This is a genomic window from Prochlorococcus marinus CUG1433, assembly GCA_017644425.1.
Taxonomy (GTDB): domain Bacteria; phylum Cyanobacteriota; class Cyanobacteriia; order PCC-6307; family Cyanobiaceae; genus Prochlorococcus_A; species Prochlorococcus_A marinus_U.
Window position 1 is genome coordinate 1,281,624 of sequence record JAEPLN010000001.1, and the last position, 23,807, is coordinate 1,305,430.

The 23,807-nt window shown below is 32.2% G+C and carries 26 protein-coding genes and 1 tRNA gene; 15 read left to right on the forward strand and 12 right to left on the reverse strand.

Annotated features, from left to right (window positions below; genetic code table 11):
* Positions 1-14 precede the first annotated feature (14 nt).
* Both JJ842_07290 and purD read right to left on the reverse strand, forming a co-directional pair.
* Positions 15-2,063, reverse strand: a complete 2,049-nt coding sequence (locus JJ842_07290; GenBank protein ID MBO6971715.1) for a HAMP domain-containing protein — start codon at positions 2,061-2,063, stop codon at positions 15-17.
* A gap of 4 nt (positions 2,064-2,067) precedes the next feature.
* Positions 2,068-3,399 carry a phosphoribosylamine--glycine ligase gene (gene purD / locus JJ842_07295; GenBank protein MBO6971716.1) on the reverse strand — a complete coding sequence of 444 codons (1,332 nt, stop codon included), beginning with the start codon at positions 3,397-3,399 and terminating at the stop codon, positions 2,068-2,070.
* Between the two features lie 134 nt (positions 3,400-3,533).
* Between purD and JJ842_07300 the strand changes: the two genes are divergently transcribed.
* From JJ842_07300 to msrA, 7 genes are read left to right on the forward strand one after another with little or no spacing between them, the layout of a single operon-like run.
* The gene (locus tag JJ842_07300; protein ID MBO6971717.1) at positions 3,534-4,262 is read left to right on the forward strand and encodes a phosphoribosylaminoimidazolesuccinocarboxamide synthase; all 729 of its coding nucleotides are present in this window, start codon (positions 3,534-3,536) and stop codon (positions 4,260-4,262) included.
* A gap of 44 nt (positions 4,263-4,306) precedes the next feature.
* The gene (locus tag JJ842_07305) at positions 4,307-6,439 is read left to right on the forward strand and encodes a BamA/TamA family outer membrane protein (GenBank protein ID MBO6971718.1); all 2,133 of its coding nucleotides are present in this window, start codon (positions 4,307-4,309) and stop codon (positions 6,437-6,439) included.
* Complete coding sequence (locus tag JJ842_07310; GenBank protein ID MBO6971719.1) at positions 6,440-7,276, forward strand: UDP-3-O-acyl-N-acetylglucosamine deacetylase; 837 nt, start codon at positions 6,440-6,442, stop codon at positions 7,274-7,276.
* 17 nt (positions 7,277-7,293) lie between these two features.
* The gene (gene fabZ / locus JJ842_07315; GenBank protein ID MBO6971720.1) at positions 7,294-7,752 is read left to right on the forward strand and encodes a 3-hydroxyacyl-ACP dehydratase FabZ; all 459 of its coding nucleotides are present in this window, start codon (positions 7,294-7,296) and stop codon (positions 7,750-7,752) included.
* Positions 7,753-7,756: 4 nt separating this feature from the next.
* Positions 7,757-8,599 (forward strand): acyl-ACP--UDP-N-acetylglucosamine O-acyltransferase, encoded by an 843-nt coding sequence (gene lpxA, locus JJ842_07320; GenBank protein MBO6971721.1) that lies wholly within the window; start codon positions 7,757-7,759, stop codon positions 8,597-8,599.
* Positions 8,596-9,774 (forward strand): lipid-A-disaccharide synthase, encoded by a 1,179-nt coding sequence (gene lpxB / locus JJ842_07325; GenBank protein ID MBO6971722.1) that lies wholly within the window; start codon positions 8,596-8,598, stop codon positions 9,772-9,774. The genes lpxA and lpxB overlap by 4 nt, the downstream gene beginning before the upstream one ends.
* Positions 9,775-9,790: 16 nt before the next feature.
* Entirely contained in the window at positions 9,791-10,393 is a 603-nt protein-coding gene (gene msrA, locus JJ842_07330; GenBank protein ID MBO6971723.1) for a peptide-methionine (S)-S-oxide reductase MsrA, read from the forward strand.
* 15 nt (positions 10,394-10,408) lie between these two features.
* On the opposite strand, the gene JJ842_07335 is transcribed toward msrA, so the two are convergent.
* Together JJ842_07335 and JJ842_07340 are read right to left on the reverse strand one after the other, a co-directional pair.
* Positions 10,409-11,881, reverse strand: a complete 1,473-nt coding sequence (locus JJ842_07335; protein MBO6971724.1) for a leucyl aminopeptidase — start codon at positions 11,879-11,881, stop codon at positions 10,409-10,411.
* Between the two features lie 24 nt (positions 11,882-11,905).
* On the reverse strand, positions 11,906-12,517 hold the full coding sequence (locus tag JJ842_07340) for a hypothetical protein (GenBank protein ID MBO6971725.1): 612 nt from the start codon (positions 12,515-12,517) through the stop codon (positions 11,906-11,908).
* A 154-nt stretch (positions 12,518-12,671) separates the two neighbouring features.
* Here JJ842_07340 and JJ842_07345 point away from each other — a divergent pair, with 154 nt between their 5' ends.
* The 3 genes from JJ842_07345 to pyrF are packed head-to-tail and all read left to right on the forward strand — an operon-like array spanning position 12,672 to position 14,988.
* Complete coding sequence (locus tag JJ842_07345; protein ID MBO6971726.1) at positions 12,672-12,995, forward strand: DUF1825 family protein; 324 nt, start codon at positions 12,672-12,674, stop codon at positions 12,993-12,995.
* Between the two features lie 19 nt (positions 12,996-13,014).
* Entirely contained in the window at positions 13,015-14,253 is a 1,239-nt protein-coding gene (locus JJ842_07350) for a tyrosine--tRNA ligase (protein MBO6971727.1), read from the forward strand.
* 6 nt (positions 14,254-14,259) lie between these two features.
* On the forward strand, positions 14,260-14,988 hold the full coding sequence (gene pyrF, locus JJ842_07355) for an orotidine-5'-phosphate decarboxylase (GenBank protein ID MBO6971728.1): 729 nt from the start codon (positions 14,260-14,262) through the stop codon (positions 14,986-14,988).
* On the opposite strand, the gene plsY is transcribed toward pyrF, so the two are convergent.
* From plsY to JJ842_07380, 5 genes are read right to left on the reverse strand one after another with little or no spacing between them, the layout of a single operon-like run.
* Positions 14,975-15,565, reverse strand: coding sequence for a glycerol-3-phosphate 1-O-acyltransferase PlsY (plsY, locus tag JJ842_07360; protein MBO6971729.1), 591 nt, complete (start codon positions 15,563-15,565; stop codon positions 14,975-14,977). The genes pyrF and plsY overlap by 14 nt on opposite strands.
* 5 nt (positions 15,566-15,570) lie before the next feature.
* A complete protein-coding gene (locus JJ842_07365; protein ID MBO6971730.1) occupies positions 15,571-16,581 on the reverse strand; it encodes a DUF3086 domain-containing protein in 1,011 nt (336 codons plus the stop codon).
* Positions 16,582-16,616: 35 nt separating this feature from the next.
* Positions 16,617-17,021 (reverse strand): DUF3119 family protein, encoded by a 405-nt coding sequence (locus JJ842_07370; protein MBO6971731.1) that lies wholly within the window; start codon positions 17,019-17,021, stop codon positions 16,617-16,619.
* 4 nt (positions 17,022-17,025) lie between these two features.
* Entirely contained in the window at positions 17,026-17,781 is a 756-nt protein-coding gene (locus JJ842_07375) for an ABC transporter permease (GenBank protein MBO6971732.1), read from the reverse strand.
* Between the two features lie 9 nt (positions 17,782-17,790).
* On the reverse strand, positions 17,791-19,137 hold the full coding sequence (locus JJ842_07380) for an MFS transporter (GenBank protein MBO6971733.1): 1,347 nt from the start codon (positions 19,135-19,137) through the stop codon (positions 17,791-17,793).
* A gap of 112 nt (positions 19,138-19,249) precedes the next feature.
* Between JJ842_07380 and JJ842_07385 the strand changes: the two genes are divergently transcribed.
* Positions 19,250-19,320: transfer RNA gene (locus JJ842_07385), tRNA-Gly, on the forward strand.
* Position 19,321: 1 nt separating this feature from the next.
* Here JJ842_07385 and JJ842_07390 read toward each other — a convergent pair.
* A complete protein-coding gene (locus tag JJ842_07390) occupies positions 19,322-21,355 on the reverse strand; it encodes a glycogen-debranching protein (GenBank protein MBO6971734.1) in 2,034 nt (677 codons plus the stop codon).
* A 624-nt stretch (positions 21,356-21,979) separates the two neighbouring features.
* On the opposite strand from JJ842_07390, the gene JJ842_07395 reads away from it, so the two are divergent.
* From JJ842_07395 to JJ842_07410, 4 genes are all read left to right on the forward strand, one after another.
* Complete coding sequence (locus JJ842_07395) at positions 21,980-22,255, forward strand: HU family DNA-binding protein (GenBank protein ID MBO6971735.1); 276 nt, start codon at positions 21,980-21,982, stop codon at positions 22,253-22,255.
* A 137-nt stretch (positions 22,256-22,392) separates the two neighbouring features.
* Positions 22,393-22,704 carry a hypothetical protein gene (locus JJ842_07400; protein MBO6971736.1) on the forward strand — a complete coding sequence of 104 codons (312 nt, stop codon included), beginning with the start codon at positions 22,393-22,395 and terminating at the stop codon, positions 22,702-22,704.
* A gap of 56 nt (positions 22,705-22,760) precedes the next feature.
* Positions 22,761-23,006: a hypothetical protein gene (locus JJ842_07405; GenBank protein ID MBO6971737.1), complete on the forward strand. Its 246-nt coding sequence runs from the start codon at positions 22,761-22,763 to the stop codon at positions 23,004-23,006.
* Between the two features lie 56 nt (positions 23,007-23,062).
* On the forward strand, positions 23,063-23,320 hold the full coding sequence (locus JJ842_07410) for a hypothetical protein (protein MBO6971738.1): 258 nt from the start codon (positions 23,063-23,065) through the stop codon (positions 23,318-23,320).
* On the opposite strand, the gene JJ842_07415 is transcribed toward JJ842_07410, so the two are convergent.
* Together JJ842_07415 and JJ842_07420 are read right to left on the reverse strand one after the other, a co-directional pair.
* Positions 23,315-23,527: a hypothetical protein gene (locus JJ842_07415; GenBank protein MBO6971739.1), complete on the reverse strand. Its 213-nt coding sequence runs from the start codon at positions 23,525-23,527 to the stop codon at positions 23,315-23,317. The two genes, JJ842_07410 and JJ842_07415, sit on opposite strands and share 6 nt — an antisense overlap.
* A 2-nt stretch (positions 23,528-23,529) precedes the next feature.
* On the reverse strand, positions 23,530-23,775 hold the full coding sequence (locus JJ842_07420; protein ID MBO6971740.1) for a high light inducible protein: 246 nt from the start codon (positions 23,773-23,775) through the stop codon (positions 23,530-23,532).
* Positions 23,776-23,807: the final 32 nt, after the last annotated feature.

The window sequence follows — 23,807 nt, forward strand, 5'->3', positions numbered from 1 at the left end:
ATAATTTCGATAATTTATAATCCTGAAAAAGTATCTGTATTATTAATAGTTTGAGTCAATAATTCATCTTTATCAGATTGTGCCAAGGCCAAATCAAACCAAAATGTTGTTCCTACTCCTAATTCACTAGCCATACGAATCTCTCCTCCATGTTTCTCAATTATTCCTCTAACTATAGATAGACCTAAACCCGTTCCCTGCTCAGTATGAACGGAATTTTCGACCCTATAAAAACGATCAAATATCTTTTCTTGGTCCGCCTGAGATATCCCTGAACCAGTGTCAGCAATCTCAATTCTTACTTTTGGTAATGGTGAAACCAACTCACATTGTGGTGCTCCATTGTCGCTATTGCTTGGCGGGAATGCAGGACAGGAATCCGGCCAGGTATAAGCTCTAATCATTAGGTTGCTGTTTTTGGGACTAAATTTCAACCCATTACCAAGCAAATTATCAAAAACTTGCAAAAGTAAATCAAAATTCCCAAGAATTGAAGGGATAGTTTCTTCAATATCATGAGCTAATGAAACATTTTTTTCTATGGCATTAAGTTTGTAATTCCTAAGAGCCTGCTCTATTGCTGGCTTTATATCCATTTCCTCTAGTTGAATTATTTTACCTGACTCCAATCTTGATAAATCTAATACATCGTTAACGAGTCTTGTGAGCCTATCAGTCTCTGAATTTGCAATACCTAGAAATTCGAGTTGTTCTTCATTAGTGAGCTGATCTTTTAAGTCATGCAAAGTTTCTACGTAACTTTTAATATTAAAAAGGGGTGTCCTTAGTTCATGGGAAACGTTGCTAATAAATCTGTTTTGTGCCGCATTTAATTCAACCTCTCTAGTTAAATCCTGAATGGTGACAGCAATTCCCTTTAATTCTACTTTGTTTGTATCTAGAACTGATTGTAAAACAATTCTTAAAGTTCTAGCTGGCTCTCCAAGGCTAAATCTCAAATCATCTTTCTCTTTTTCTCTATTAAAAATAGATTCTATATTTGTATGTAAGTCATTTGATAAAATTTCGGGTATCTCATTTAAAAAATATTTTCCTTCTAAAAATCTTCCTTCCCAACGAAATAATCTTTTTGCTGTTGGATTAGTTAGTACAATCTTTCCCTCAGAGTCTAATAGTATTGCACCATCAGCCATAGTGGCAATTAATGATTGTTGTTTTATTTGAGCTGCTTTGAGTTCTTCGATATTTGCCTCGTCATAATTTTCTAGCTGAGTTGCCATTCTGTTAAATCCATTTAAAAGTTCTCCTAGATCTCCTGTCATAGGTAGAGAAATTCTGGATTTAAAGTTTCCTTTCGAAATTTCCCTAACGCCTCTTACTAATTCTCTTACCGGCCTTGTTATTGTTAGTGCATTAAAGACAGCACCAAGTATTACTAAAACCCAAATAGAAATAAAGACTGCTATTGTAACTTCTCTTGTTAGAGCAGCACTTGCTAAAGCTTTTTTATTTGGAGTAACTCCTAAAGCTAAAGTTCCAAGATATTTCCCTTTCCACAACATTGGTACAAAAACATCTGTTACTTGGCCTTGAGGTGTAACATGCTGCCTGACAAGAGGAAATTGGGGTCTTTTTTTTAATTCTGATGGTAATTTCAGCCTTCTAGTTAGCTGGAACTGATTATCAGAACTTGTTGGAGTAGCACTGATTGGTATACCAAGTTGAACTATGTCTTCAGCATCAGTAAAAAATATGTATCGTAGATTTCGACTTGATCTCCAAAACTTTTCAGCTACATTTGCAATCTCCTTTTTTTGGTTATTTGCAACTAATTCTGTGACATTGCCTGATAATAACAAACCAAGATCTCGAGCATATCTAGTATCGTTCATTCCTGCATCTCTCTGAATACTATTTAATGCAAAAAAAGTTATCCCTGTCATTAGTAGGCTTACGACGAGAGTTGCTATGGCTAACAATTTTGTTCTTAAGCTAAACCCACTCCACCAAGCAAGTAATCTATTAGTCCAATTGTTATTATCAAGATCTTCAGAATCAGTGATGCTATATTGTCTACCTTCTTGATTATTTGTATCTACCATATGATTAATTCCCCATAGACAAGTTTTTTCTCACTTGGTGGCCAATATCATTCCTAAAATAAATACCATCAAAATTTATTTCTTTTAAATTCTTGTAAGCTTTCTCAAAAACCATATCGAAATCTTTGTCTTGACAGACAATACTTAAGACTCTCCCTCCATCAGTTAGTAATTCCCCAGTTTTACTTAAAGAAGTACCTGAATCAAAAATTTGACAATCACTCGTGTCAATATTTCCTATTGTAATTGGTAATCCAGTTTTATATTCATGAGGATACCCTTTTGAGGTAGCTATCACACAACCACTAACTTTATTAGAAGTATCAATTCTTTCGTTGCCACTTAAATTTCCCATTGAACATTTATCTAAAAGAAATACAAAATTTTTGTCCATCAAAGGCATTATCGTCTGACATTCTGGATCACCAAATCTACAGTTATATTCTATTACTTTGGGACCGGATTTTGTGATCATTAATCCAAAATAAATTACACCTTTATAGTCAATATTTTTTTTATTTAGTTCATTTATTGTTGGTTCAATTATCTCTTTAATAATTCTATTAAGATAATCTTCTGATATTAGCGGGGCAGGTGAATAAGCCCCCATCCCACCTGTATTTGGGCCTTTATCTTTCTCATTAAGACGTTTGTGATCCTGCGCGGTTGGAAGTAATACATATCTTTCCCCATCACATAAAGCGAAAACTGATACTTCTGGGCCCTCAATCTTTTCTTCTAAAACTACTATATTCCCTGAATCTCCAAACTTGCCACTGAAGATTGTTTCTGTGGCTCTTAAACATTCATCTTTTGAATCAGGAATAAAAACACCTTTACCCGAAGCTAGACCATCCGCTTTCACTACTAGTGGAGTAGTTGATAAATCAATAATTTTTTTGGCTTGTTCTAGAGAATTTACTTTCCAAAATTTTGCGGTTGGAATATTTGCGTCTTGCATAAATTCTTTTGCCCAAGACTTGCTATATTCTAATTTGGCTCCATTTTTACAGGGTCCAAATACTTTAAATTCTTTTTTGCGAAGAAAATCTGCTAATCCATCTGCTAAAGGTATTTCTGGACCTATGACAATTAAATCTATTTTATAAATTTGAAGCTTTTTTACTAAATCTTTTTTATTGTTCACATCAATTTTTATTTTTTCACATTTATTTATTCTTGCTGATCCAGCGTTGCCTGGCATTAAATAAACTTTTTTAACTAATTCATTTTTTTGAATGGCCCAAGCCAACGAATTTTCTCTCCCACCATTACCAATAATTAAAATATTTTCTAATTTACTGAGTTTCTTAGAACTTGTTGAATTTATATTCATAAATTTATTTCATGAAGGTCATTAGGTTTCGATGAATAATCAGTTAAAATAGAACTAATTGTTTGAAAGCAGTTCTCTAATTAATATGTTAATTAAAAATAATACTTTTAGTAATTAAATGGGGTCTTAAATTTATGAATAATAAATATAAATTGATCTATGAAGGTAAAGCAAAAAAAGTTTTTTCTCATGAAGATGAAGATAAAGTAATTATTGAATTTAAAGACGATGCTACAGCTTTTAATGCTTTAAAAAAAGCTAAATTTTTGGGGAAAGGCAAATTAAATTGCCTCATAAGTGCAAGAATTTTTGAACTGCTTATAAAGAATAATATTCCAACTCATTTTCTTGAACTTAAAAGTGAAAATACAATAATTGCACAAAAAATGAAAGTAATTCCCTTGGAAATTGTTCTAAGGAATACTGCTTATGGCTCTTTGTGTAAACAAACTACTATTAAACCGGGAACGGTCTTGGCTAAACCATTAATTGATATTTATCTTAAAAATGATGAACTTAATGACCCACTAATTACAAAAGATAGAATTGAATTAATGAACATACTAAGCTCTAAAGATTTAGACCTGATAATAGATTTAACTTTAAAAGTTAATGATATTCTTAAAAGCTTCTTTAAAAAAAATCAGCTAAACCTTGTAGATTTCAAGCTGGAGTTTGGTTATGATATGAAAAATAATATTCTTTTAGGGGACGAAATAAGTCCTGATAATTGTAGATTATGGGATATGAATCAGAAAAATGATATGATAGTAAGCTTAGACAAAGATAGATTTCGAAATGATTTGGGTGGTTTAATTGAAGCTTATAGTGAAATCAACCGGAGAATAAATGATTCCAATTAACTCTGTCAATAAATAATGTTTTATTTACCTTAATACGAAATACTATGAAAAAACATTTTTTAAAATTTAGCAAGGTTTTAACAAATATTGCTTTTTCTCCTTTGATTTTGATATCTAATAATTCAGAATTAGCTGCTAAGTATTTGCAGAAAAACGTAGATCAATCATTCACAGATTTAGATTTAAAGAGTTTTAAAAAAGGTTTTTTTCAAGAGTCAGATATCAAACTGGAACAGAATATATTTGTTGTAGAAAATAAAAAAGATATTGACCAAGAAAGAGTCCTCATCTCAGAAATAATAATCGAAGGTTGGGAAAATCATCCTGAGGGTAGAAAGCTTGAATTGGCTGCATATGATTCTATGAGTATCAAGCCTGGAAGTATTGTTGACAATCAAATTTTAAATAAAGATCTAAATGCTATATACGCTAGTGGTTGGTTTTCAGGAGTTAAAATAAAGTCTCAAGATGGCCCATTAGGAGTAAGACTAATAGTGAATGTAGTACCTAATCCAATATTAAAGAAAGTTGAGCTCAAACCAAATGATTCTGTCATTTCAAGTGCATATGTGGATGAAATTTTTAGCAATTTTTATGGCACAACACTTAACTTAAATGAATTGCAAAATAAAATTGAAATTATAAAAAAGCGCTATGAAAATGAAGGTTATTCTCTTGCCAGAATAAATGGTCCAGATAGAATCTCAGAAAACGGGATAGTAACATTAAATGTTTCTGAAGGTATTATATCTGAGATAAAGTTAAGGTTTTTAGGCTCTGATGGTGAATCTATTGTCGATGGAAAACCTAGAAAAGGGAAAACAAAAGACTGGGTCATTAAAAGGGAGTTAAAAACACAACCTGGGACCATCTTTAATAGGAAAATTTTAGAAGCTGATATAAGTAGATTATATGGTACATCATTATTTGATGATGTTAAGGTATCTCTTGGACCTGATAATTCAAATCCTGGCCAAGTCATTATTTTTCTTGATTTAAGCGAGCAAAGAACAGGATCATTAACAGGTGGAATTGGTTACAGTAATAGCTCAGGTATTTTTGCCACTATTGGCTTGCAGGAAACCAATGCACTAGGGAGAGCATGGTCTACAAATATAAATCTAAATTTTGGGGAATATTCTACAACCTATAATTTTTCTTTAACAGATCCATGGATTAAGGGAGATAAACATAAAACTTCTTTTAGAACAAATGTTTTTCTAAGTAGAGATTATCCACAAGAATTTAGAAGTGAAAATAATGGTCGCATATACGCTGTAGATGATACAACTACTTCAACAACTGATACTTTTTCATCAATAGTTTTAGAAAAAACTGGTGGTGGGTTTTCTTTCTCGAGGCCTCTAAATGGTGGTGATCCATTTAAGTTGGCTAAATGGAGAGTTCTCGCAGGTATGAATTTTAAGAAGGTAAAAATGATTGATGGAAGTGGCAATAAAAAACCTTATGGCGATATGACCCCATCCACAGGCAATATTAGCGATATTATTTGCATTGGATTCACCGCAAATGATGGTTCATGTCCTGTGGAAAATACTTTAGTAAGTTTTATTGCGAGTACATCTAGAAATAATTTGAACAATTCTGTAAACCCAACTTCAGGAAATAAATTAACCTTTGGCACAGAACAGTTTGTTTCGGTAGGGAAAAACTCTCCAACTTTCAATAGAATGCGAGCTTCGTATTCATACTTTTTGCCAACAAAATTCATAAATTTAACCAAAGATTGTAAGTCTAGTAAGTCTTCAAGTGAAGACTGTCCTCAAGCCATTGGTTTTCAATTTAAGGCGGGAACTATTCTTGGGGAACTGCCTCCTTATGAAGCCTTTTGTATGGGAGGTACATCATCTGTTAGAGGTTGGGCATCCTGTGATTTAGCCGTGAGTAAAAGTTTTGTTGAGGGTACAGTAGAGTATAGATTTCCTATTTGGAGAATGTTATCGGGAGCTTTATTCGTAGATGCGGGTAGCGATCTAGGGTCACAAAAAGATGTCCCAGGAAAACCTGGTAAGTTATTGAAGAAATCTGGTTCAGGGTATTCGCTGGGAGGAGGAGTTGGAATTAAAACACCAATTGGTCCACTAAGGTTAGATGTTGCCACTAAAGAACTTAGTGGAGACTGGAGATATACACTTGGAGTTGGATGGAAGTTTTAAGTGTTTTCTTGGCCTACTAATTATGATTCTTGTTATACCTTGGCTGGGGCCTTCTCCAGAGAAGGTATAGGTCTTCATAGTGGAGAGAAAACGAGAGTTACAATTTCTTCATATGAAAAAGAAGGATATTATGTTTCTTTCAAGGATAAACCCAATGAGGTTTTTAAACTGACTCAAGATTTAATTGGAAGTACAATGCTTTGTACGGCAGTTAAATTAGGAGGGAGAAATTTATATACCATTGAGCATTTATTATCTTCAATGGCTGGGTGTGGATTAAATTATATACATATTGAAGTCGATGGTAAGGAGATTCCGCTTTTAGATGGTTCGGCAATTCATTGGGTTAAAGCTTTTGAAGAAGTAGGGATAAAAAAGGCACCTACACCAGATAATTTTTTTCGTGAGATTAATAAACCAATAATTTTAAATAAAGATGACTCAGTTATTGCATTAACTCCCTCTGATAAGACCTCAATTATATCCACTATAAGTTTTTCATATAAAGCAATTGGAAATCAAACTTTTGTGATTGATTTAAATCCAAAAAGTTTCGTTGAAATGATTGCTCCGGCACGAACATTTGGTTTTAAGGATCAATTCCAAGAATTAAGTGAACTTGGATTAATAAAAGGAGGAAGTTTGGAAAATGCTCTTGTTTGCGATGGTGATGAATGGGTTAATCCACCATTAAGATTTGATAATGAACCAATAAGACATAAAATTTTAGACCTGATTGGGGACTTGTCTTTGGTAGGGTTACCTAAGGCCCAAATTTTAGTTTATAAAGGATCACATGCTTTAAATGCTTTATTGGCCTCATCTTTGAAAAATTAACTTTATCTCTAATTGTTTTGGAAAAGAAATTATCCATTGAAAATAATCAATTGTCCTCTGAGAACATCCTTGGTTTGTTACCCCATAGATATCCTTTTGCTCTAGTTGATAAAGTCATAGAGAATATTCCTGGGGAACGTGCTATTGCAGTTAAAAATGTAACTATAAATGAACCTCAATTTCAAGGACACTTCCCTGAGAGGCCCTTAATGCCAGGAGTTCTTATAGTCGAATCAATGGCTCAAGTTGGGGGAATAATTGTAACTCAAATGCCCAATCTTCCTAAAGGACTTTTTGTCTTTGCAGGAATAAATAATGTTAAATTCAGAAAACCTGTTGTACCTGGAGATCAATTAATAATTACTTGTGAATTGCTAAGTATTAAAAGACAAAGATTTGGCAAGGTTAAAGGTGAGGCACATGTTGATGGGAATTTGGTTTGTGCTGGAGAGTTGATGTTTTCATTAGTTGATTAGAGATATGGAAAATAAAAATACTGAATTTAATTCAAGCCTTATTGGTGTAAGAGTTCACCCAAACGCTTTTGTTGATCCTAACGCTGATTTAGATGATGGGGTGCTCGTTTCTCAAGGAGCTATTGTGGGACCTAATGTAACTATCGGGAAAGGAACTGAAATAGGACCTAATGCTGTTATTACTGGAAGAACTCGAATTGGTAATAATAATAAAGTTTTTCCAAATGTTTTTATAGGTCTTGATCCCCAAGATCTTAAATATAAAGGTGCTTCTACTGAAGTGATTATTGGAGATAATAATACTTTTAGAGAATGTGTAACTATTAACAAGGCAACTGATGAAGGAGAAAAAACTATTATTGGAAATAATAATTTGTTAATGGCTTATACTCATATAGGTCATAATTGTGAACTTGGTAGTGGAATTGTTTTGTCAAATAGTGTCCAAGTCGCGGGGCATGTAAAAGTAGAAGATAAAGCAATTATTGGTGGCTGCTTAGGTATCCATCAATTTGTGCACATTGGTTATCTAGCGATGATTGGAGGAATGACTAGAGTAGATAGGGACGTTCCTCCTTTTTGTTTGGCTGAGGGACATCCAGGCAGATTGAGAGGTTTGAATCGGATTGGAATTAAAAGAAGTGGTTTGATGGAAAACAAAGATTTTGACTTAAAGATACTTCAAAATACTTGGAATCTTCTTTTTAAATCTAATGATCCGATTTCAAATTCATTAGAAAAAGCAATGAGAGGAGAATTAGATCTTTCATCTTCAAAATTATGCAGTTTCTTAAAAGAATCAATTTCTAAGCAAAGAAGAGGCCCAATGCCTTTAATTAATTTATGAATAAAAAGATATTTATAAGTACTGGAGAAGTCTCTGGGGATTTGCACGGTAGTCTTTTATCAAAAGCCTTATTTGATGAAGCCAAAAAAAAATCTATAGATTTAGAAATTTGTGGATTAGGTGGGGAAAGTATGAAGAAAGAAGGTGTAAAAATTCTTCAAGATACAACTTCAATTAGTGCAATAGGAATTTGGGAGGCTTTACCTCTTATTTTTCCGACAATTAGAATTCAAAATAGATTTTACAAGTTACTGAGAAAATATCCCCCAGATTGCTTAATTTTGATTGATTACATGGGTCCCAATATCAAAATTGGAATAAAATTAAAAAGATCCAAGATTAAAATTCCAATTTTTTACTATATTGCTCCACAAGAATGGGCATGGAGGATTGGGAATAATACCACGACAAATTTAATAAATTTTTCTGATAAAATTTTTGCGATTTTTAAGAAAGAGGCAGCTTTTTATAAAAAGAGGGGTGGAAATGTTATGTGGGTTGGACATCCAATGATTGACTTAATAAAAAATCTGCCTTTAAAGAAAGATGCTCGTAATATTCTAAGTCTTCGCCCAGATCAAAATATTCTTCTTTTAATGCCCGCATCAAGATCTCAAGAATTGAAATATATATTACCAACTTTTCTGTTGGCGGCTAGAAAATTACAGCACAAATATCCAAATTTAGTTGTTTTTATCCCTTCCTGTAGGAAAGTTTTTGATGAAAGATTAAAAAAGGCCCTCAGAAAATATCAAGTCAAAGGTCAAGTGATTTCTCAAAAAGATAATGCAAGATTAAAGCCTTATATTTATTCACTTTCAAAAATAGCTCTTTGCAAATCTGGAACAGTTAATATGGAACTAGCTTTATATGGAATCCCTCAGATTGTTGGTTATCGAGTAAGTAGAGTTACAGCTTTTATTGCTAAAAAAATTCTAAATTTCAAAGTAAGATTTATCTCCCCAGTAAATTTGTTAGTTAACAAATTAATAATCCCTGAGTATGTACAGAGAGAGTTTGACGAAAAGAAAATCTTTTATAAATCTTGTAGGATTCTTGATGGAAAGTCAGAAAAAATAAAAATAAAAAAAGGTTATGCTTTTTTAAAAAAAGAATTAGGTGAGGAGGGCGTAGTAAAGAGAGCTGCTAAAGAGATAATTAATTTTATTATTTGAACTTTATAATAAAAAGATGAAATATTTCTTACCTCTAATAATTGCTCTTTCAATATTTTTTAACCCTCTAAACACTTTTGCCGAGGAATTGATTCTTGCAGGAGGTTGTTTTTGGTGTTTAGAACATGATCTAGAGTCACTAAAGGGGGTGAATTTTGTGCAAAGTGGCTATTCTGGGGGAGATTTGCAAAATCCTAGCTACGAAAATCATGAAGGACATCAGGAAGTTGTTTTGGTGGACTATGATTCCCAACTCGTAACTTTACCCGATATACTCAGACTCTATTTCAGAAATATTGATCCTTTGGACGCCAAGGGTCAATTTTGTGATCGTGGAGATTCTTATAGGCCAGTGATTTTTTTCAAAGATGAAACTGAGGAAAGTGTTGCAAAAAATGCAATTATTTCGGCCTCTAATGAGTTACGAGTGCCGTTAGAAAAAATATCTGTAGAACTAAAACCAAAAGGTCAATTTTGGTTAGCTGAAGAATATCATCAGGATTTTGCTGAGAGAAATGAATTAAAATATAAGTTCTATAGATTCTCATGTGGGAGAGATCAGAGGTTGGATAAATTATGGGAGGATAATGCTAGATCAACAAATCTTTGGGCTGAATAATCTTAGACTAATTAATTATTTATTTTTAATCCACTCTACAAGGGTTTTAACTCCAAAACCGGTTGCACCTGCAGGATTAATCCCCTTATTCTTATCAGTCCAACAAGTTCCAGCAATATCAATATGTGCCCATTTAATTTCTTTATCAAAGAACTCTTCTAAAAACAAAGCAGCGGTTATTGACCCACCTGCTCTTGGACCGGTATTTTTCATGTCAGCTATATGAGACTTCAACCCGTCTTTATAAGATTTTTGTAAAGGCATTTGCCATAATTCTTCTCCAGCCTGAGATGATGCAGCTTTTAGATCATTTGCCAGATCGTTATTATTGCTCCAGAATCCAGCTACATCATTCCCTAATGCAACAACAATAGCTCCTGTTAAAGTGGCGAGATCTATTATTGAATCTGGTTTTAAATTGGATGCGTAAGTTAAAGCATCAGCTAATGTGAGTCTGCCTTCTGCATCAGTGTTATTTATTTCAATTGTCTTACCATTAGATGCCTTAACTACATCTCCAGGATGTACTGCAGATCCATTGATCATGTTTTCGCAAGCTGCAACAATAAAATGTATTTCTAGCCCTTTTGGTTTTATTGCTCCAAGTGCTTTTGCTGCACCTAAAACTGCAGCGCTTCCTCCCATATCATATTTCATCATTTCAATTTGAGAGGCTCCTACTTTCAGATTGTATCCTCCAGAATCAAAGGTTAAACCCTTTCCAACAAGCGCAATTTTTTCTTTTATAGGCCCCTCTGACTTCAAAGTAAGATGTATAAATTTAGGATCTAAATCTGAACCTTTTGCTACAGCTAAATATGCACCCATTCCTAAATCTTCACATTCTTTTGCCTCTAAAATTTTTACTTCCAAATCATGTTCTTTAGCTATTTGAGAAGCTTGCATAGACATTTCCTTTGGCGTAAGACTATTTGGAGGGGCAGCTACCAGTCTTCTGGCTAGTTCTACGCCTTCACATATTTTTGCTGCCTCTTCAAAACTAATATTTTCAAATTTCTTTAAATTCAAAAACTCTATTTCTTTGAGAACTTTCTCTTCACTTTTTTTCTTGTTGAATCTATTGTCCTTATAGGCAGATAATCTGACTGATTCCGCTAATTGATTTATTTCTAGTTTTGAATTTATTAATTCCCAAGGTAGCAAGAAGCTGATTTTTTCATTTTTATCAACAGTTTTCCTAATTAGATTTCCTATGGAGTTTTCTATATCAATTTTATTTAGATCTTTCGATTTACCAAGACCAATTATGATTAAATTTTCTAATTTTTGATCTAAAAATTCAAAGCTTAAAGTTTCCCCTTTTTCTCCTTTGAATTTTTTTTGATTAACTTTTTTTAGTAATAATTTTGGGTCAACAACAAATTTTATGTTTTCAAGTTGACTTGCAATTTCTTCCTCAAAAACTCCAAAAATTAACGAACTACCTTGCCAGTTATCTAGATTTTTTTGGAATGTGGAAAATTGCATTTGTAAAGTGGATTTAATTAACTTTTAGTTGTTTGTGAAAGTAGTTGCCCACCTTTCTCGGGTTTCTTTATTAAAAGGTGGTAACCATAAATATATCAGTTGCTGTTCTAATTTACGTCTTAACTTTACTTCTTTAGGTACATCTAAGAAGAAACGAATATCTTGGTTACTTGAGAGGTTGTTATGGTTTAGGGCTTCTTTGTAGTTCATGAGATAATTTTTACAGTCATGTTCTCCCTTCCATCTTTTGTTTGCTAAGTTTGTTTCTCCAATATAAAGAATGATTTTAGAACTCTCCATCGAGTCAATTACAAAATACATTGCTGGACCATTGTGTATATATTGATTGGTTCTCCAAAAGTTCAATGATAATGGCTGCAGGGAAAAGGGATCAATTTTTTTTTCTTTGGAAATTGTATTTATAGGAAGACTTGTTTGGTGCAAAGTTTTATTTTTTGCATCTTTTGAAATTTTTAATTGGTGATTATGTATTCTATTTCTCCATTCAGTTAGGATGTCCCCTTTGATTTTTAGATTGTTTGAGTGTTGAAAATTAATTGATGTATTTACATTTGAACCAAATAATTCAAATTGTCTATTTTGGCTTGAAATATTATTTACATTGAATTTTTCCAATATTTAATCTATGAAATATATTTACTAAATCTAATTCTGAAAAAATATAAATCAAAGAATTATTTATAAACTAAAATTTATTAATGTTCTAATCAATTTAAAAGATTCTTGTTATCTTGTAGTTAAGCCTCAATCTTGCGAAGTAAAAATAGAAATGGGATTCTTTGAGTCAGACATAGTTCAAGAAGAAGCTAAAAAGCTTTTTACAGATTACCAAGAACTTATGAAACTTGGTTCTGATTATGGAAAATTTGACAGAGAGGGAAAAAAGATGTTTATAAAAAGAATGGAATCTCTTATGGATCGTTATAAGGTTTTTATGAAGAGATTTGAATTGTCTGAAGATTTTCAAGCCAAAATGACAGTAGAACAATTAAAGACACAGTTAAGTCAATTTGGAATTACTCCTGATCAAATGTTCGATCAGATGAATAAAACCTTAATAAGAATGAAGGATGAACTTGATAAAACTTCTTAAATTTAACGGTTAAAGCTTCATGTCAGATAATTTAATATTGCCATCATGGCTCTCAAGAGGAATAGAAGAATATTTCCCAATTAAGGGAACAGATCAGACTTTTTCGGAGATAATTGATAATGCGAAAATAAAAAATAAAAAATTAAGGGTTAAACTCGGAATCGATCCAACTGGAACAGATATTCATCTTGGGCACAGCATATTGTTCAAAAAACTTAGGGCATTTCAAGATAATGGACATGTTGCTGTTTTAATTATTGGAGATTTTACAGCTCAAATTGGAGATCCAACTGGAAAAAACAAAACAAGAGTGCAGTTGTCGGAAAGACAAGTTAAGGAAAATGCAAAAACATACCTAACCCAGCTAGGAATGGGTAAACCAGCTAATGAATCAATTTTAGATTTTGATTCAAAAGATAGAATAGAAATTAGATATAACAGTGAATGGTTAAAAGGACTAGATCTTAATTCGATAATTGAATTAATGGGGAGTGCAACAGTTAGTCAAATGCTTGCTAAGGAGGAATTTAATAAAAGGTACACTTCACAAGTTCCAATTGCTTTGCATGAATTCTTATATCCACTATTGCAAGGTTACGATTCGGTGATTGTCCAATCAGATATTGAGCTTGGAGGGACAGATCAGAAATTTAATATTGCAATAGGAAGAGATCTTCAAAGGCATTTTAAACAAAAACCTCAATATGGTGTTCTGTTGCCAATATTGACAGGTTTAGATGGCATAAAGAAGATGAGTAAATCTGAATTTAACACCGTCGGTTTGACTGATGATCCACTTTCAATGTATTCAAAATTAGAAAAAGTACCCGACGATATAATACCTACCTATTTTGAATTACTTACTGAATTAGATTTAAGTTCTCTTGGAAACTCAAATCCTCGTCAATTACAGAGAAGAATGGCTTTAGAAGTTACTACTTTATTCCACGGGGCTGAAGAAGCATTAAAAGCGCAATCAAACTGCGAAAAATTATTTCTTGGACACAAAGAAAAAGTTGGAGAAATACCAGAGATTTCATTAAAAGAAATAGTTTTTCCAGTAAAGTTTTTTTATTTGCTAAGTGCCCTAAAACTTTTCAAATCAAGCAGCGAATCCAAAAGATCTATTAAAGGTGGGGGCGTAAAAATTGATAGCCTGAAAGTATTAAATCCTGATTTAGTTTTTGATTCAAAAAATGAATTAGAAGGTAAAATTTTACAGATTGGAAAAAAAATAATTAAGAGGTTTGAAAACTAAAAATTGATGAATTACGGATTTAACTCAGAAGATAAAATAATATTGGCAATTGATGGACTAGATGTAAACCAAGCAAAATTACTTCTAGAAAAATGTCCAGATATTAAGTGGGTAAAAGTTGGTTTAGAGCTTTTTGTTAGGGAAGGTCCAAGAGTTATTGAAATTTTAAAAAGTTTAAATAAAAAAGTTTTTTTAGACTTAAAATTCCATGATATTCCAAATACCATGAGTGCAGCATGTTTCCAAGTTTCAAAATTAGGTGTTGATATTATTTCTATTCATGCTTCAGCAGGTTTAAAAGCTCTTAAGGATTCGAAAAAAGCATCTTTAGAGGGAGCCTCCTCAGTCAGAGGAAAACCTCCATTTGTTGTTGGAATAACTGTTTTAACAAGCTTTTCTCTTAAAGATTTTCAAACTGATCTTGATAGAAATAATTCAATTGAAGAAAATGTATTGAGACTTGCAAAGTTGTCTTTTGATGCTGGATTAGATGGATGTGTCTGTTCCCCTTGGGAGGTAAAAATGTTGAGATCCATTTATAAGGACAATTTTGAACTAATTACACCAGGTATCAGGTTAAAGATTGAGAATAAAGATGATCAAAATAGAATTATGACTCCCCATGAAGCTATTGATAATGGCGCTTCTAAATTAGTCATTGGTAGATCAATATCAAAAGCTATAGATCCTAATAAAGCTCTAAAAGAAATATTTGAATCTATTAATTCTGGTTGATTTTGGATTCTTCTCCCTTGAGTAATCTTGTTATGTTTGATCTATGTTTCCAGATTACTAATAATGCCACAATTAAACTTATAAAAAAGTATGAGTGCATAAAATTGCCGAGGTAAAAAAACATAAAGATAGGAAGTAAAAATGCAGCGGAAATACTGGATAAAGAAACGAATTTAGTTTTTGTTAGGACAATTAAAAAAATCCCAAGAGACGCTAGTCCAACTTTCCAGGAAAGAGCTAAAAACATACCTAATCCAGTCGCAACAGCTTTCCCTCCTTTACCTCTGAGCCATATTGGCCAAATATGTCCTGAGATAGCTGATATGCCTGCTATAACCTCTATTAATCCTTGAGCTGTGTAATATTGTGCAATTTTTACTGCAATAAGGCCTTTCCCAACGTCAACGATAAATACAAAAAGTGCCGGCCATTTCCCAACATTTCTTAAGACATTGGTGGCACCTGTAGATCCAGAACCTATAGTCCTTAGATCTATATTTTTAAGATATTTTCCAATTAAAAAACCTGTAGGAAGTGAACCTAAAAGATAACTTGTAAAAATTATTAAGATATTCATAAAGATTAGTTTAATTCAAGATCATCGTAAATTTCACTATCTGAACCAGCAAATGCAACCCATAATGGGAACTGAAGTATTGGTATTTCAACAGAGGTTTCTGATGCATCAATGATAATAAATGGCAATTCTTCATTGGCTTCTAATCTATCAGCTCTTTCGATGACACCTTCAGGCCTTTCAAAAAGAACAATCCCACTATTAGGTCCAAAGTCATCCCTTGTTAGACCAAGTGAATCTTGAAGAATTCTTCTCCATTCACCTAATCGTTCAGGCTGTGAAGCTAAAATAAGAGTCTGAAACTGATCTCCATATAATTCGCCAAGAATAGATATTAACCCCGCTGATAGCAAAGCATTTTTTTGTCGAGATCCTCTACTTTCAAGAGAACCTCTTCCGCCCATGTTAAAGAACCAATCATCCATAATTTCTATATCTGATGAATCAAGACTCCTTCTTAATTTCCAAGGTTCAGCATAAAAATCAGGTTGTTCTGTGAAACTTGAAAAGCAACCTTTTATAAGGTTCTCATCTGGCTTAAATGTTTCAGAAAGAGCAGGGACATTAACCACATTATTTGTGCTATTGTTTTGCTTTTTCTCATCAAGGGGAGATGGTTTTACGATTATTGGTTGAGAAACTAATTCAAGTTTCTCAACGTTTTGTGAAAGATTCTGCAAAGCTCCAGTTAAGTACTCTTGAAAGCCTTTAACTCTTTTAGCAATATTATCTGACTGTCCTTTGAAATTTGAATCAATATCTTTTTCTAATTCATCTTTTTTTGTTTCTAATTCTTTTATATCTTTAACTAAAGAGTCTTTTTTTGAAACGAGTTCTCTAAAAATTTCATTAGAAATTTCATCAAAAGATTTAGTTGATTTGTCATTTTTTGACGTAATTTTTTTATTTTGCGTTGTATTTTTCTTACTAATTTGTTTGGTTTTATCATCTGAAATTGACTTGTCTATGATTAATTCCTTCTCAGGATTATTGTTAGAAATTTCTTTATTGTCCATTTAAATAGTTTTGATAATTAAGCAAATACTGAATTTTAGGAATTTTTAATTTCCAGTGAGTCAACTTTTTTTATGAGCTCATCTTTTAATTGCTTTGGATTAAATAATATCGGTAATAAATGAGGACTTGACTTTTCTCTAAAATAAAAAATACCTGGAATTATAGGGAAAAAGAATTTCCATGATATCCAGTTCTTGAATGGAAAAGTTCTAATCTCCTTTCCTAATTGTAAAACGATAAAATCATCATTTGTTATTTTTATTCTTAAGGTAAAAGACTGAAGTAATAAAAAAAAGCTAAAAGAGGCAAAAATTATTGTGGGCAAAGAACCAATATTTAAAAATAAAAGCATAAAACTTAAAATTATTAGAATGATTGGTAATTGAAAAGATGGTGATATTATGACTGGTTCCTCTTTTTTTGGTTTAGTGTTGAACATAGAATCATCCAAATAAAACTTGTGTTAGTAATACATCCATTAAAGATACAGTAACGAGAGTCATTACAACTGCACCTGTTGTACTTGTTCCAACTTCTTTTGGACCACCTTTAGTGGTGAGTCCATATCCACAAGCAATAATTGAAATAAGTAATCCAAATACTACAGCTTTTATTAACATTGAAGTTAAGTCTGTACTGGTTAAACTCACATTACCTGATCTTACAGATGTCCAAAAAACTATTGGAGGAACTTTATAAAAAATTGTGCTCCAAATTTGCCCACTCCATAAAGCAACAGATAAAAACAAAAGACACTGTATTGGAGACATTATTACCATCGCTAGTAACCTTGGGACTACCAAATATTGGACTGGTTCGGTCCTTAACATGGTTATTGCCTCAATTTGTTCTGTAACTTTCATAGTACCCAGTTGAGCAGCATAGGCAGTAGCAACCTTTCCAGTCATTAATGTAGCAGTTAGAAGAGGAGCCATTTCTCTTGCCATACCAACTGCTAATAAACCTCCAATTTCACTAGAAACACCCATACTTGTAAGTTGTGATGCAACTTGAATATTAAAAACTGTACCTGCGGCAATTCCTGTAATTAATACAATTAACAAACTTCCAGGTCCCGACTCCATCAGTTGGTCAAAGAGATCGTTTTTGGAAATTTTACCTCTAAAGATAAAATTAATTGCTTGCCCGCCAATTATTAAGCAACTGAGAAGTCTTTTTAAAAAATTAGGGTAATACATATTTTTATATTAGTTTGTAATTAATTTTCTATCCCAATTTCGCATGATTAACAGACCAATTATTACCAATATTGAGGGAATAAAACCAATACAAAATCTAATAGTTAATTGTGCTGAGTAGCATTTTTCTATAATATTAAGGCCATTTTTATCAACAAAGCATGTTTGATAACCAGATAAATACAACAAAAATCCTAATAATTGAACACTAAATGCGATGCCAATCTTCTGAATAAGTACCATCCAAGCAGTATATAGTCCTGCGGGTTTTTCTGGATCTTCGTCTATTGCATCAGGAAGCAGTGACCAAGGGATAAGAAAGGCGGTTGAAGCTCCAATGCCAATAAGACAGATTATGAAAATTAAAAGAATAAACAGAAATAAGTTGCCAGCATTTTGGAATAAACTTTCTCCTAATCCTGAAACTTTTGATAATGAAGGTAAAAATAAAGCTGCGGTACATGAAATAATCCACATAATCGCTCCATAGTTTAAAGCTGAAATCCTGTTCAATTTATTTGATACTCTGGTCCATATTTGTAACCCCACTAAAGCGCTAATTTGGAAAGGTATTGGGATCCACTTTGCAATATATGTTGGCACATTAAGTACATCCTCTACATAGATTAAAGCTACTGTTTGCATCAATTGTAAGGCGCACCAGAGAAGAATATAAAGCGTAATAACTTTTAGAAATTTTTTATTTCTGAAGATCCTTTTGAATTGAAGTGTTATGGCTTCAACTTTTCCTGAAGGCCTTCTTGCTTTTTTTGCAAATGGGGCTAATCCCCAACAAGAAATTAATGTTGCAGCAACTGCAATACAACCACTTATTTTACCCATTAAAAAATATTCATTATTTGCTGATCCTTCAGAACCTAATACAACTCCAGCAATTATTAAACCAGTTAGCCCTGCAATTATTGAGCCTGTAAATCTTGATGCGTTAAGTCTTGTTCTTATTGCCGTTTTTTCAGAAATTTCAGTAGATAGAGCTGCGAAAGGAAGATTAATACTTGTATAAGCAGTCATTACGACTATAGAAATTATGGCATAGTAAATAGTCTTGGTTAGCAGGGAACCAGTGGGTGTCCACCATATCGCAGCTAAAGAAAAACCAAGAGGAACCGATGCTGCTACCATCCAAGGGATTCTGGGCCCCCATTTTGATTTGGTACGATCACTTAACCATCCAATTAATGGATCATTTACTGCATCCCATATCTTGATCAACATTAATAATGAACCTGCAATTATTACTGGTAAACCAGCAGAAATAAAGAATTTGAACAGAAAAAAACCGAATTGCGTCGCGACTAAACCTGTGCCGGCATCTCCTAGCCCATAAGAGAACATTAATCTTGTTGTTGATCTAGTAATATTTTTTTTCGAGTGTGAATTTTCCAATCTTTTTACTTTGTTGATTGTTTGATAATGTATTATTGCAATGGTAATTCTATTACTTAATGCGGGCGTGGTTTAGTGGTAAAACCTCAGCCTTCCAAGCTGAAGATGCGGGTTCGATTCCCGCCGCCCGCTTTTAGGATTTATTATTTTTTGCCTCAAATACTTCCTCTGAAATGATTAATAAAGAGCTTCTACTCTTTATTGAAACAAATTTTTCATTAATAAGTAAGGGTTCAAAAATTTCTGGCTTGCTAGTGTCAATAACTTTTAACCAATTAAATTGACATTTCGGCAAGGGGAAATCGATACTTTTTGAATATGCATTTAAACCTATCCAGACCAGTGGATTAGTATTGCCTTTGTTAATGCTGAAGGAAACTGTGTGAGACCAACTACTCCAGTCTGGATTATCTAACTTTGTTCCATGCCAATGATATGTTGGAATATTTTCATTGGTTTGATTGTAAGGGAAGGATGATGGATTAAAAATATTTATTAGTTTTTTTCGGATTTTTATAACGTATTTAAAAAATTCTAATAATTCCAAATCTTGTTGACCATTTCCCCAATTCATCCATCCTAATAAATTATTTTGGCACCAAGAATTATTGTTACCGCCTTGTGACCTTCCTATCTCATCACCCATAAGTATCATTGGAACACCCTTAGAGATAAGTAGACTAAGAATAAGATTTTTTTGTTGTCTTTTTCTTAAATCATTGATTAATAAGTTTGTAGTTGGTCCCTCTGTACCATGATTCCAAGAATTGTTATGGTTTTCACCATCTCTATTTTGTTCTCTATTGGCAAAATTATGTTTTCTATTGAAAGTTACTAAATCTCTTAGAGTGAATCCATCATGTGAAGTAATAAAATTTATTGACTTTGGGAAAATATTATCTTCTTTATAAATCGATGGAGTACCTTTTATTTTATCGCTCATATTCCAAGCTGTATCTTTATCACCCTTCCAAAATCTCCTCAAGTCATCTCTAAAATGACCATTCCAAGTGAAAGTATTCTTGGATGGGAAATCACCTAATTTATATAAACCACCACAATCCCATGGTTCGCTTATAAACTTTATGTCAGCAAGTTCTGGTTCACATTCCATATCTTCAAAAATTGGAGGATTATCGAGTGGCAACAGATTTTCTCCTCTTGATAAGGCAATACCTAAGTCAAATCTAAAACCATCTACTCCAAATTCACTCGCCCAACACTTCAATGATTCAATTATTAGTTTTCTAACTAATCCTCTGTTGGCTGCAATAGTATTCCCACATCCAGTTACGTCCTGATAATTTTTATCTTTCCCAATAAAGTAATATAGACTTTCATCTATACCTTTCCAAGATATCGCTGGTCCTTTAGTGTCTCCTTCAGAAGTATGATTGTATACGACATCTAAAATTACTTCAATGTCTGCCTTATGACATTCCTCTACTAATTTTCTAAATTCCTCTCTGTTCTTTTCTGCTGATTCATTCGAAAGATATTCAAAATGAGGTGTAAACCAATTTATTGGACTATAACCCCAAAAATTCTCTAAACCATTTGGTGCATCAGTTGGATCAAAACAAAAAATTGGAAGTAATTCAATTGTTGTAATACCAAGTTCTTTGAGATACGGAATTTTCTTTAAAAATTTCTTGAAACAACTTTCATTTTTATCAGTTGACTCAGTGAAGGATTTGATATGGAGTTCATAAATAATTGTTTTTTCCCAAGAATGGTTAGGTCTTGGATAATCCTTAAAATTAAATAATTTTCTATCGCAAACAACGCTTTTAAGACAAGAATTAGTATTTTCTTGGGTTTTTAATGCATTTTCTCTTTTATAAATTTCCCATCCAGTAATGCCCCTTGAACATGGATCAAGTAATACTTTTTTTTCATAGTTATTATTAATTTCATTATTTTTCTGTTTTACTCTAAAAGCATAAAGACAACCTTCATTTAGATTTTTTATTTCCACATGCCAGTAGGGACCAGTATTATGATGCTGGTCTAATTTCAATATACTTTTTGGGGAAATAGAGTCCTCTTTCTCAAACAATAAGATTTCTACATATTCTGCATTTGTGGCTATTAGTGAAAAATTAACTCCTTGTGAAGTTAGAGAACTTCCTAAAGGAAATGGGTTGCCTTTATTGATATGAGTCACTTTCTTTTAAGCATTGATTACTTAAATATTGGAATAATTTATTCAAAATGCTGATATTTGAATATTAGATGCAAAATAAAAAAAAAACTCTAATTTAAGGTTTTACTAATCAACTTTCTTAAACTTTGGAGATTATTGATTTTCAATTAATCGTAAAAAATTCATCCATCTACTCAGTACATAGAACGATTTAGAGAGAAAGTTTAATAATGGGGAAACCAGGTTTTTCTTGATTTCAAAATACAAATTATGCTTTTCCATGTGATGAGAAGGAAATATATCTGAAAATTAATAAAACATAATAAATAGTTCAAATTCTTAACTTCATGACCCTTTTACATTTTTACCGTTGATTTGTTTAGTTAGATTTTTTAAGAGTAAATCTAGTGTTACCAATGGGTTTAGCTGTTTTCTAATTAAAGAGGCTGTTTTTTAAATAAGAAAAATCTGCTGTTATAAAAACAAATAATGAAGCTAAAAATGTCCCTAAGATTTGTATAAAGCTTTGCGCTGCCAGCATTTTCGGTTGCCGTATTTGTATTTGCTCCATATGATATGCAAGTTCGAGGTTTTTAGGCTTGATTAAAATTCTTGTCTCTGAATCTCTGCTTTACAAACAATTCAATGAACAAAGCTGATTTAGTAAATCTTGTTGCTGCTCGTACAGAGCTCACAAAAACGGATGTTTCTTTAGTTGTTGATGCAGCTATTGAAACTATTGTTGATTCAGTAGTGGAAGGCAAAAAAGTCTCCATACTAGGATTTGGTTCTTTTGAACCAAGAGATCGTTCTGCAAGACAGGGATTAAACCCTAAGACAGGCGAAAAAATAGCAATACCTGCTAAAAGAGTTCCGACATTTTCTGCAGGTAAACTTTTTAAGGATAGGGTTCAAGGTTAGACTTTTTAAGCCTATTTCTTCCCTTAGTATCAAGGTGCTCTTTTTGAGCATCTTTTTTTTTAATTTAAATAAATGCTATTAGCTAAATAACCAAAACTCTCAAAAAGGGATCCCTAATTTTGATGTCTTAAAAAGTAATGAAATGTTTAATTATTTTATTCCTAAAATTTTTGTTGTTATCTCATTCTGTTATTGCAGAAACGATACCAACAAAATCCAAGATTTTAAAACAAACTAGTTATTGCGCTAAAGATCATCAACCTCAAGTATGTAAAGAGCTGGTTTCTGAAATAGAAAAAATTCAATTAGTTGTATATGACCAAAATAGATTCAAATGTCAATCAAGTTTATTAGGGATGCAGTCGGCAATTATTGAAGCTTATTTCTTGAAAAATTTCTCAAATGAGAGAATTTCATTTATGATCCCATATGTGATTAAAAATTGTTAATTATCAAGAAATTTTATTTTTTTGGAATATTATAAAAATTTGGATTTTAAGTTTTAATGGTAAAAGGTTTCTCTGATAATGAATTTAAAAATGATCCTGAAATAAAAGATTTAGAAAAAGAAAAAAAAGGTTTAGCAGCTTTTCTTAAAGGAAAGAAATTTACTTACACTTTGCCAGGTAAAAAACAAATAAATATTTTTGGATCAATTGTACTAGGCTTAAATATGATTTTAATATTGCTAGTCATACTCTATTTAAAGAATCAAGAATTCCATGACTTTGTTTTTAATATGGGTCGCTAAATGTTTTTAGATCGAAAAATTTTTTTAAGTGATATATTTAAATTTTAGAAATTATTATGAAGGTAGTAAATTTAGTTTTTCAATTATTTTTTTTGTTAGTAATCCTTCTATTTTTAATATATTATCTAACAGGTTACGACTCCGCTTTTGAGGCCGACCAGAATTGTCATTCATATCTTGCAAGTTACGATAACCTATCTGGAAATTATGGTTGTGATCATGATACTGAGACTCATCAGTGGATACTTTACGAGTCAAATGAAAACAATGAACCAGCTAAAATTATTAAGAAATTTAGGTATAAATTTTTATAACTCAAATTTTTTATAAAAGAACTTTGCACTTATTACGGATATTATTGCTGTAACTATGAAAGTAAGATACTGGTATATGCTTCCTTCTATGTAAATTTTATTTTTATAAAGAGGATAATCTATAAAAGAACCTATTGTCCCCCAAATAATTACCCAAACAGAAATGTACAGGACAACTTTTATTGGTTTAGATTTTTTTTCTTCCATTTTTAATTTATACCAAAAATTGAGGAAGTCACAGGTCTGCCGCTAAAAACTAACTCGGTTAATATGAGCATTAAGAATCCAATCATAGCTGCTCTACCATTAACAAGCTCAGCGCTGCTATTAAATCCAAAAACATTTTTTACTTCATCCCCTTGATTGTCTACCCATTTTGAGTATTCACTATCAGTTGATGATGTATTAGTAAAACCGTCATTTTGATTTTCCGTTGGGGAGCCCTTTTCTTGCATAGATTTTTAAGTTTATTTTAATAACTTTAAAA

What these genes read in the sequence shown, in the direction of transcription:
- JJ842_07290 (MBO6971715.1), bottom strand. Translation starts at nt 2,063, where the DNA reads ATGGTAGATACAAATAATCAAGAAGGTAGACAATATAGCATCACTGAT.
- purD (MBO6971716.1), bottom strand. Translation starts at nt 3,399, where the DNA reads ATGAATATAAATTCAACAAGTTCTAAGAAACTCAGTAAATTAGAAAAT.
- JJ842_07300 (MBO6971717.1), top strand. Translation starts at nt 3,534, where the DNA reads ATGAATAATAAATATAAATTGATCTATGAAGGTAAAGCAAAAAAAGTT.
- JJ842_07305 (MBO6971718.1), top strand. Translation starts at nt 4,307, where the DNA reads ATGAAAAAACATTTTTTAAAATTTAGCAAGGTTTTAACAAATATTGCT.
- lpxA (MBO6971721.1), top strand. Translation starts at nt 7,757, where the DNA reads ATGGAAAATAAAAATACTGAATTTAATTCAAGCCTTATTGGTGTAAGA.
- lpxB (MBO6971722.1), top strand. Translation starts at nt 8,596, where the DNA reads ATGAATAAAAAGATATTTATAAGTACTGGAGAAGTCTCTGGGGATTTG.
- msrA (MBO6971723.1), top strand. Translation starts at nt 9,791, where the DNA reads ATGAAATATTTCTTACCTCTAATAATTGCTCTTTCAATATTTTTTAAC.
- JJ842_07335 (MBO6971724.1), bottom strand. Translation starts at nt 11,881, where the DNA reads ATGCAATTTTCCACATTCCAAAAAAATCTAGATAACTGGCAAGGTAGT.
- JJ842_07345 (MBO6971726.1), top strand. Translation starts at nt 12,672, where the DNA reads ATGGGATTCTTTGAGTCAGACATAGTTCAAGAAGAAGCTAAAAAGCTT.
- JJ842_07350 (MBO6971727.1), top strand. Translation starts at nt 13,015, where the DNA reads ATGTCAGATAATTTAATATTGCCATCATGGCTCTCAAGAGGAATAGAA.
- pyrF (MBO6971728.1), top strand. Translation starts at nt 14,260, where the DNA reads ATGAATTACGGATTTAACTCAGAAGATAAAATAATATTGGCAATTGAT.
- plsY (MBO6971729.1), bottom strand. Translation starts at nt 15,565, where the DNA reads ATGAATATCTTAATAATTTTTACAAGTTATCTTTTAGGTTCACTTCCT.
- JJ842_07365 (MBO6971730.1), bottom strand. Translation starts at nt 16,581, where the DNA reads ATGGACAATAAAGAAATTTCTAACAATAATCCTGAGAAGGAATTAATC.
- JJ842_07370 (MBO6971731.1), bottom strand. Translation starts at nt 17,021, where the DNA reads ATGTTCAACACTAAACCAAAAAAAGAGGAACCAGTCATAATATCACCA.
- JJ842_07375 (MBO6971732.1), bottom strand. Translation starts at nt 17,781, where the DNA reads ATGTATTACCCTAATTTTTTAAAAAGACTTCTCAGTTGCTTAATAATT.
- JJ842_07380 (MBO6971733.1), bottom strand. Translation starts at nt 19,137, where the DNA reads ATGTTCTCTTATGGGCTAGGAGATGCCGGCACAGGTTTAGTCGCGACG.
- JJ842_07395 (MBO6971735.1), top strand. Translation starts at nt 21,980, where the DNA reads ATGAACAAAGCTGATTTAGTAAATCTTGTTGCTGCTCGTACAGAGCTC.
- JJ842_07400 (MBO6971736.1), top strand. Translation starts at nt 22,393, where the DNA reads ATGAAATGTTTAATTATTTTATTCCTAAAATTTTTGTTGTTATCTCAT.
- JJ842_07405 (MBO6971737.1), top strand. Translation starts at nt 22,761, where the DNA reads ATGGTAAAAGGTTTCTCTGATAATGAATTTAAAAATGATCCTGAAATA.
- JJ842_07410 (MBO6971738.1), top strand. Translation starts at nt 23,063, where the DNA reads ATGAAGGTAGTAAATTTAGTTTTTCAATTATTTTTTTTGTTAGTAATC.
- JJ842_07415 (MBO6971739.1), bottom strand. Translation starts at nt 23,527, where the DNA reads ATGGAAGAAAAAAAATCTAAACCAATAAAAGTTGTCCTGTACATTTCT.
- JJ842_07420 (MBO6971740.1), bottom strand. Translation starts at nt 23,775, where the DNA reads ATGCAAGAAAAGGGCTCCCCAACGGAAAATCAAAATGACGGTTTTACT.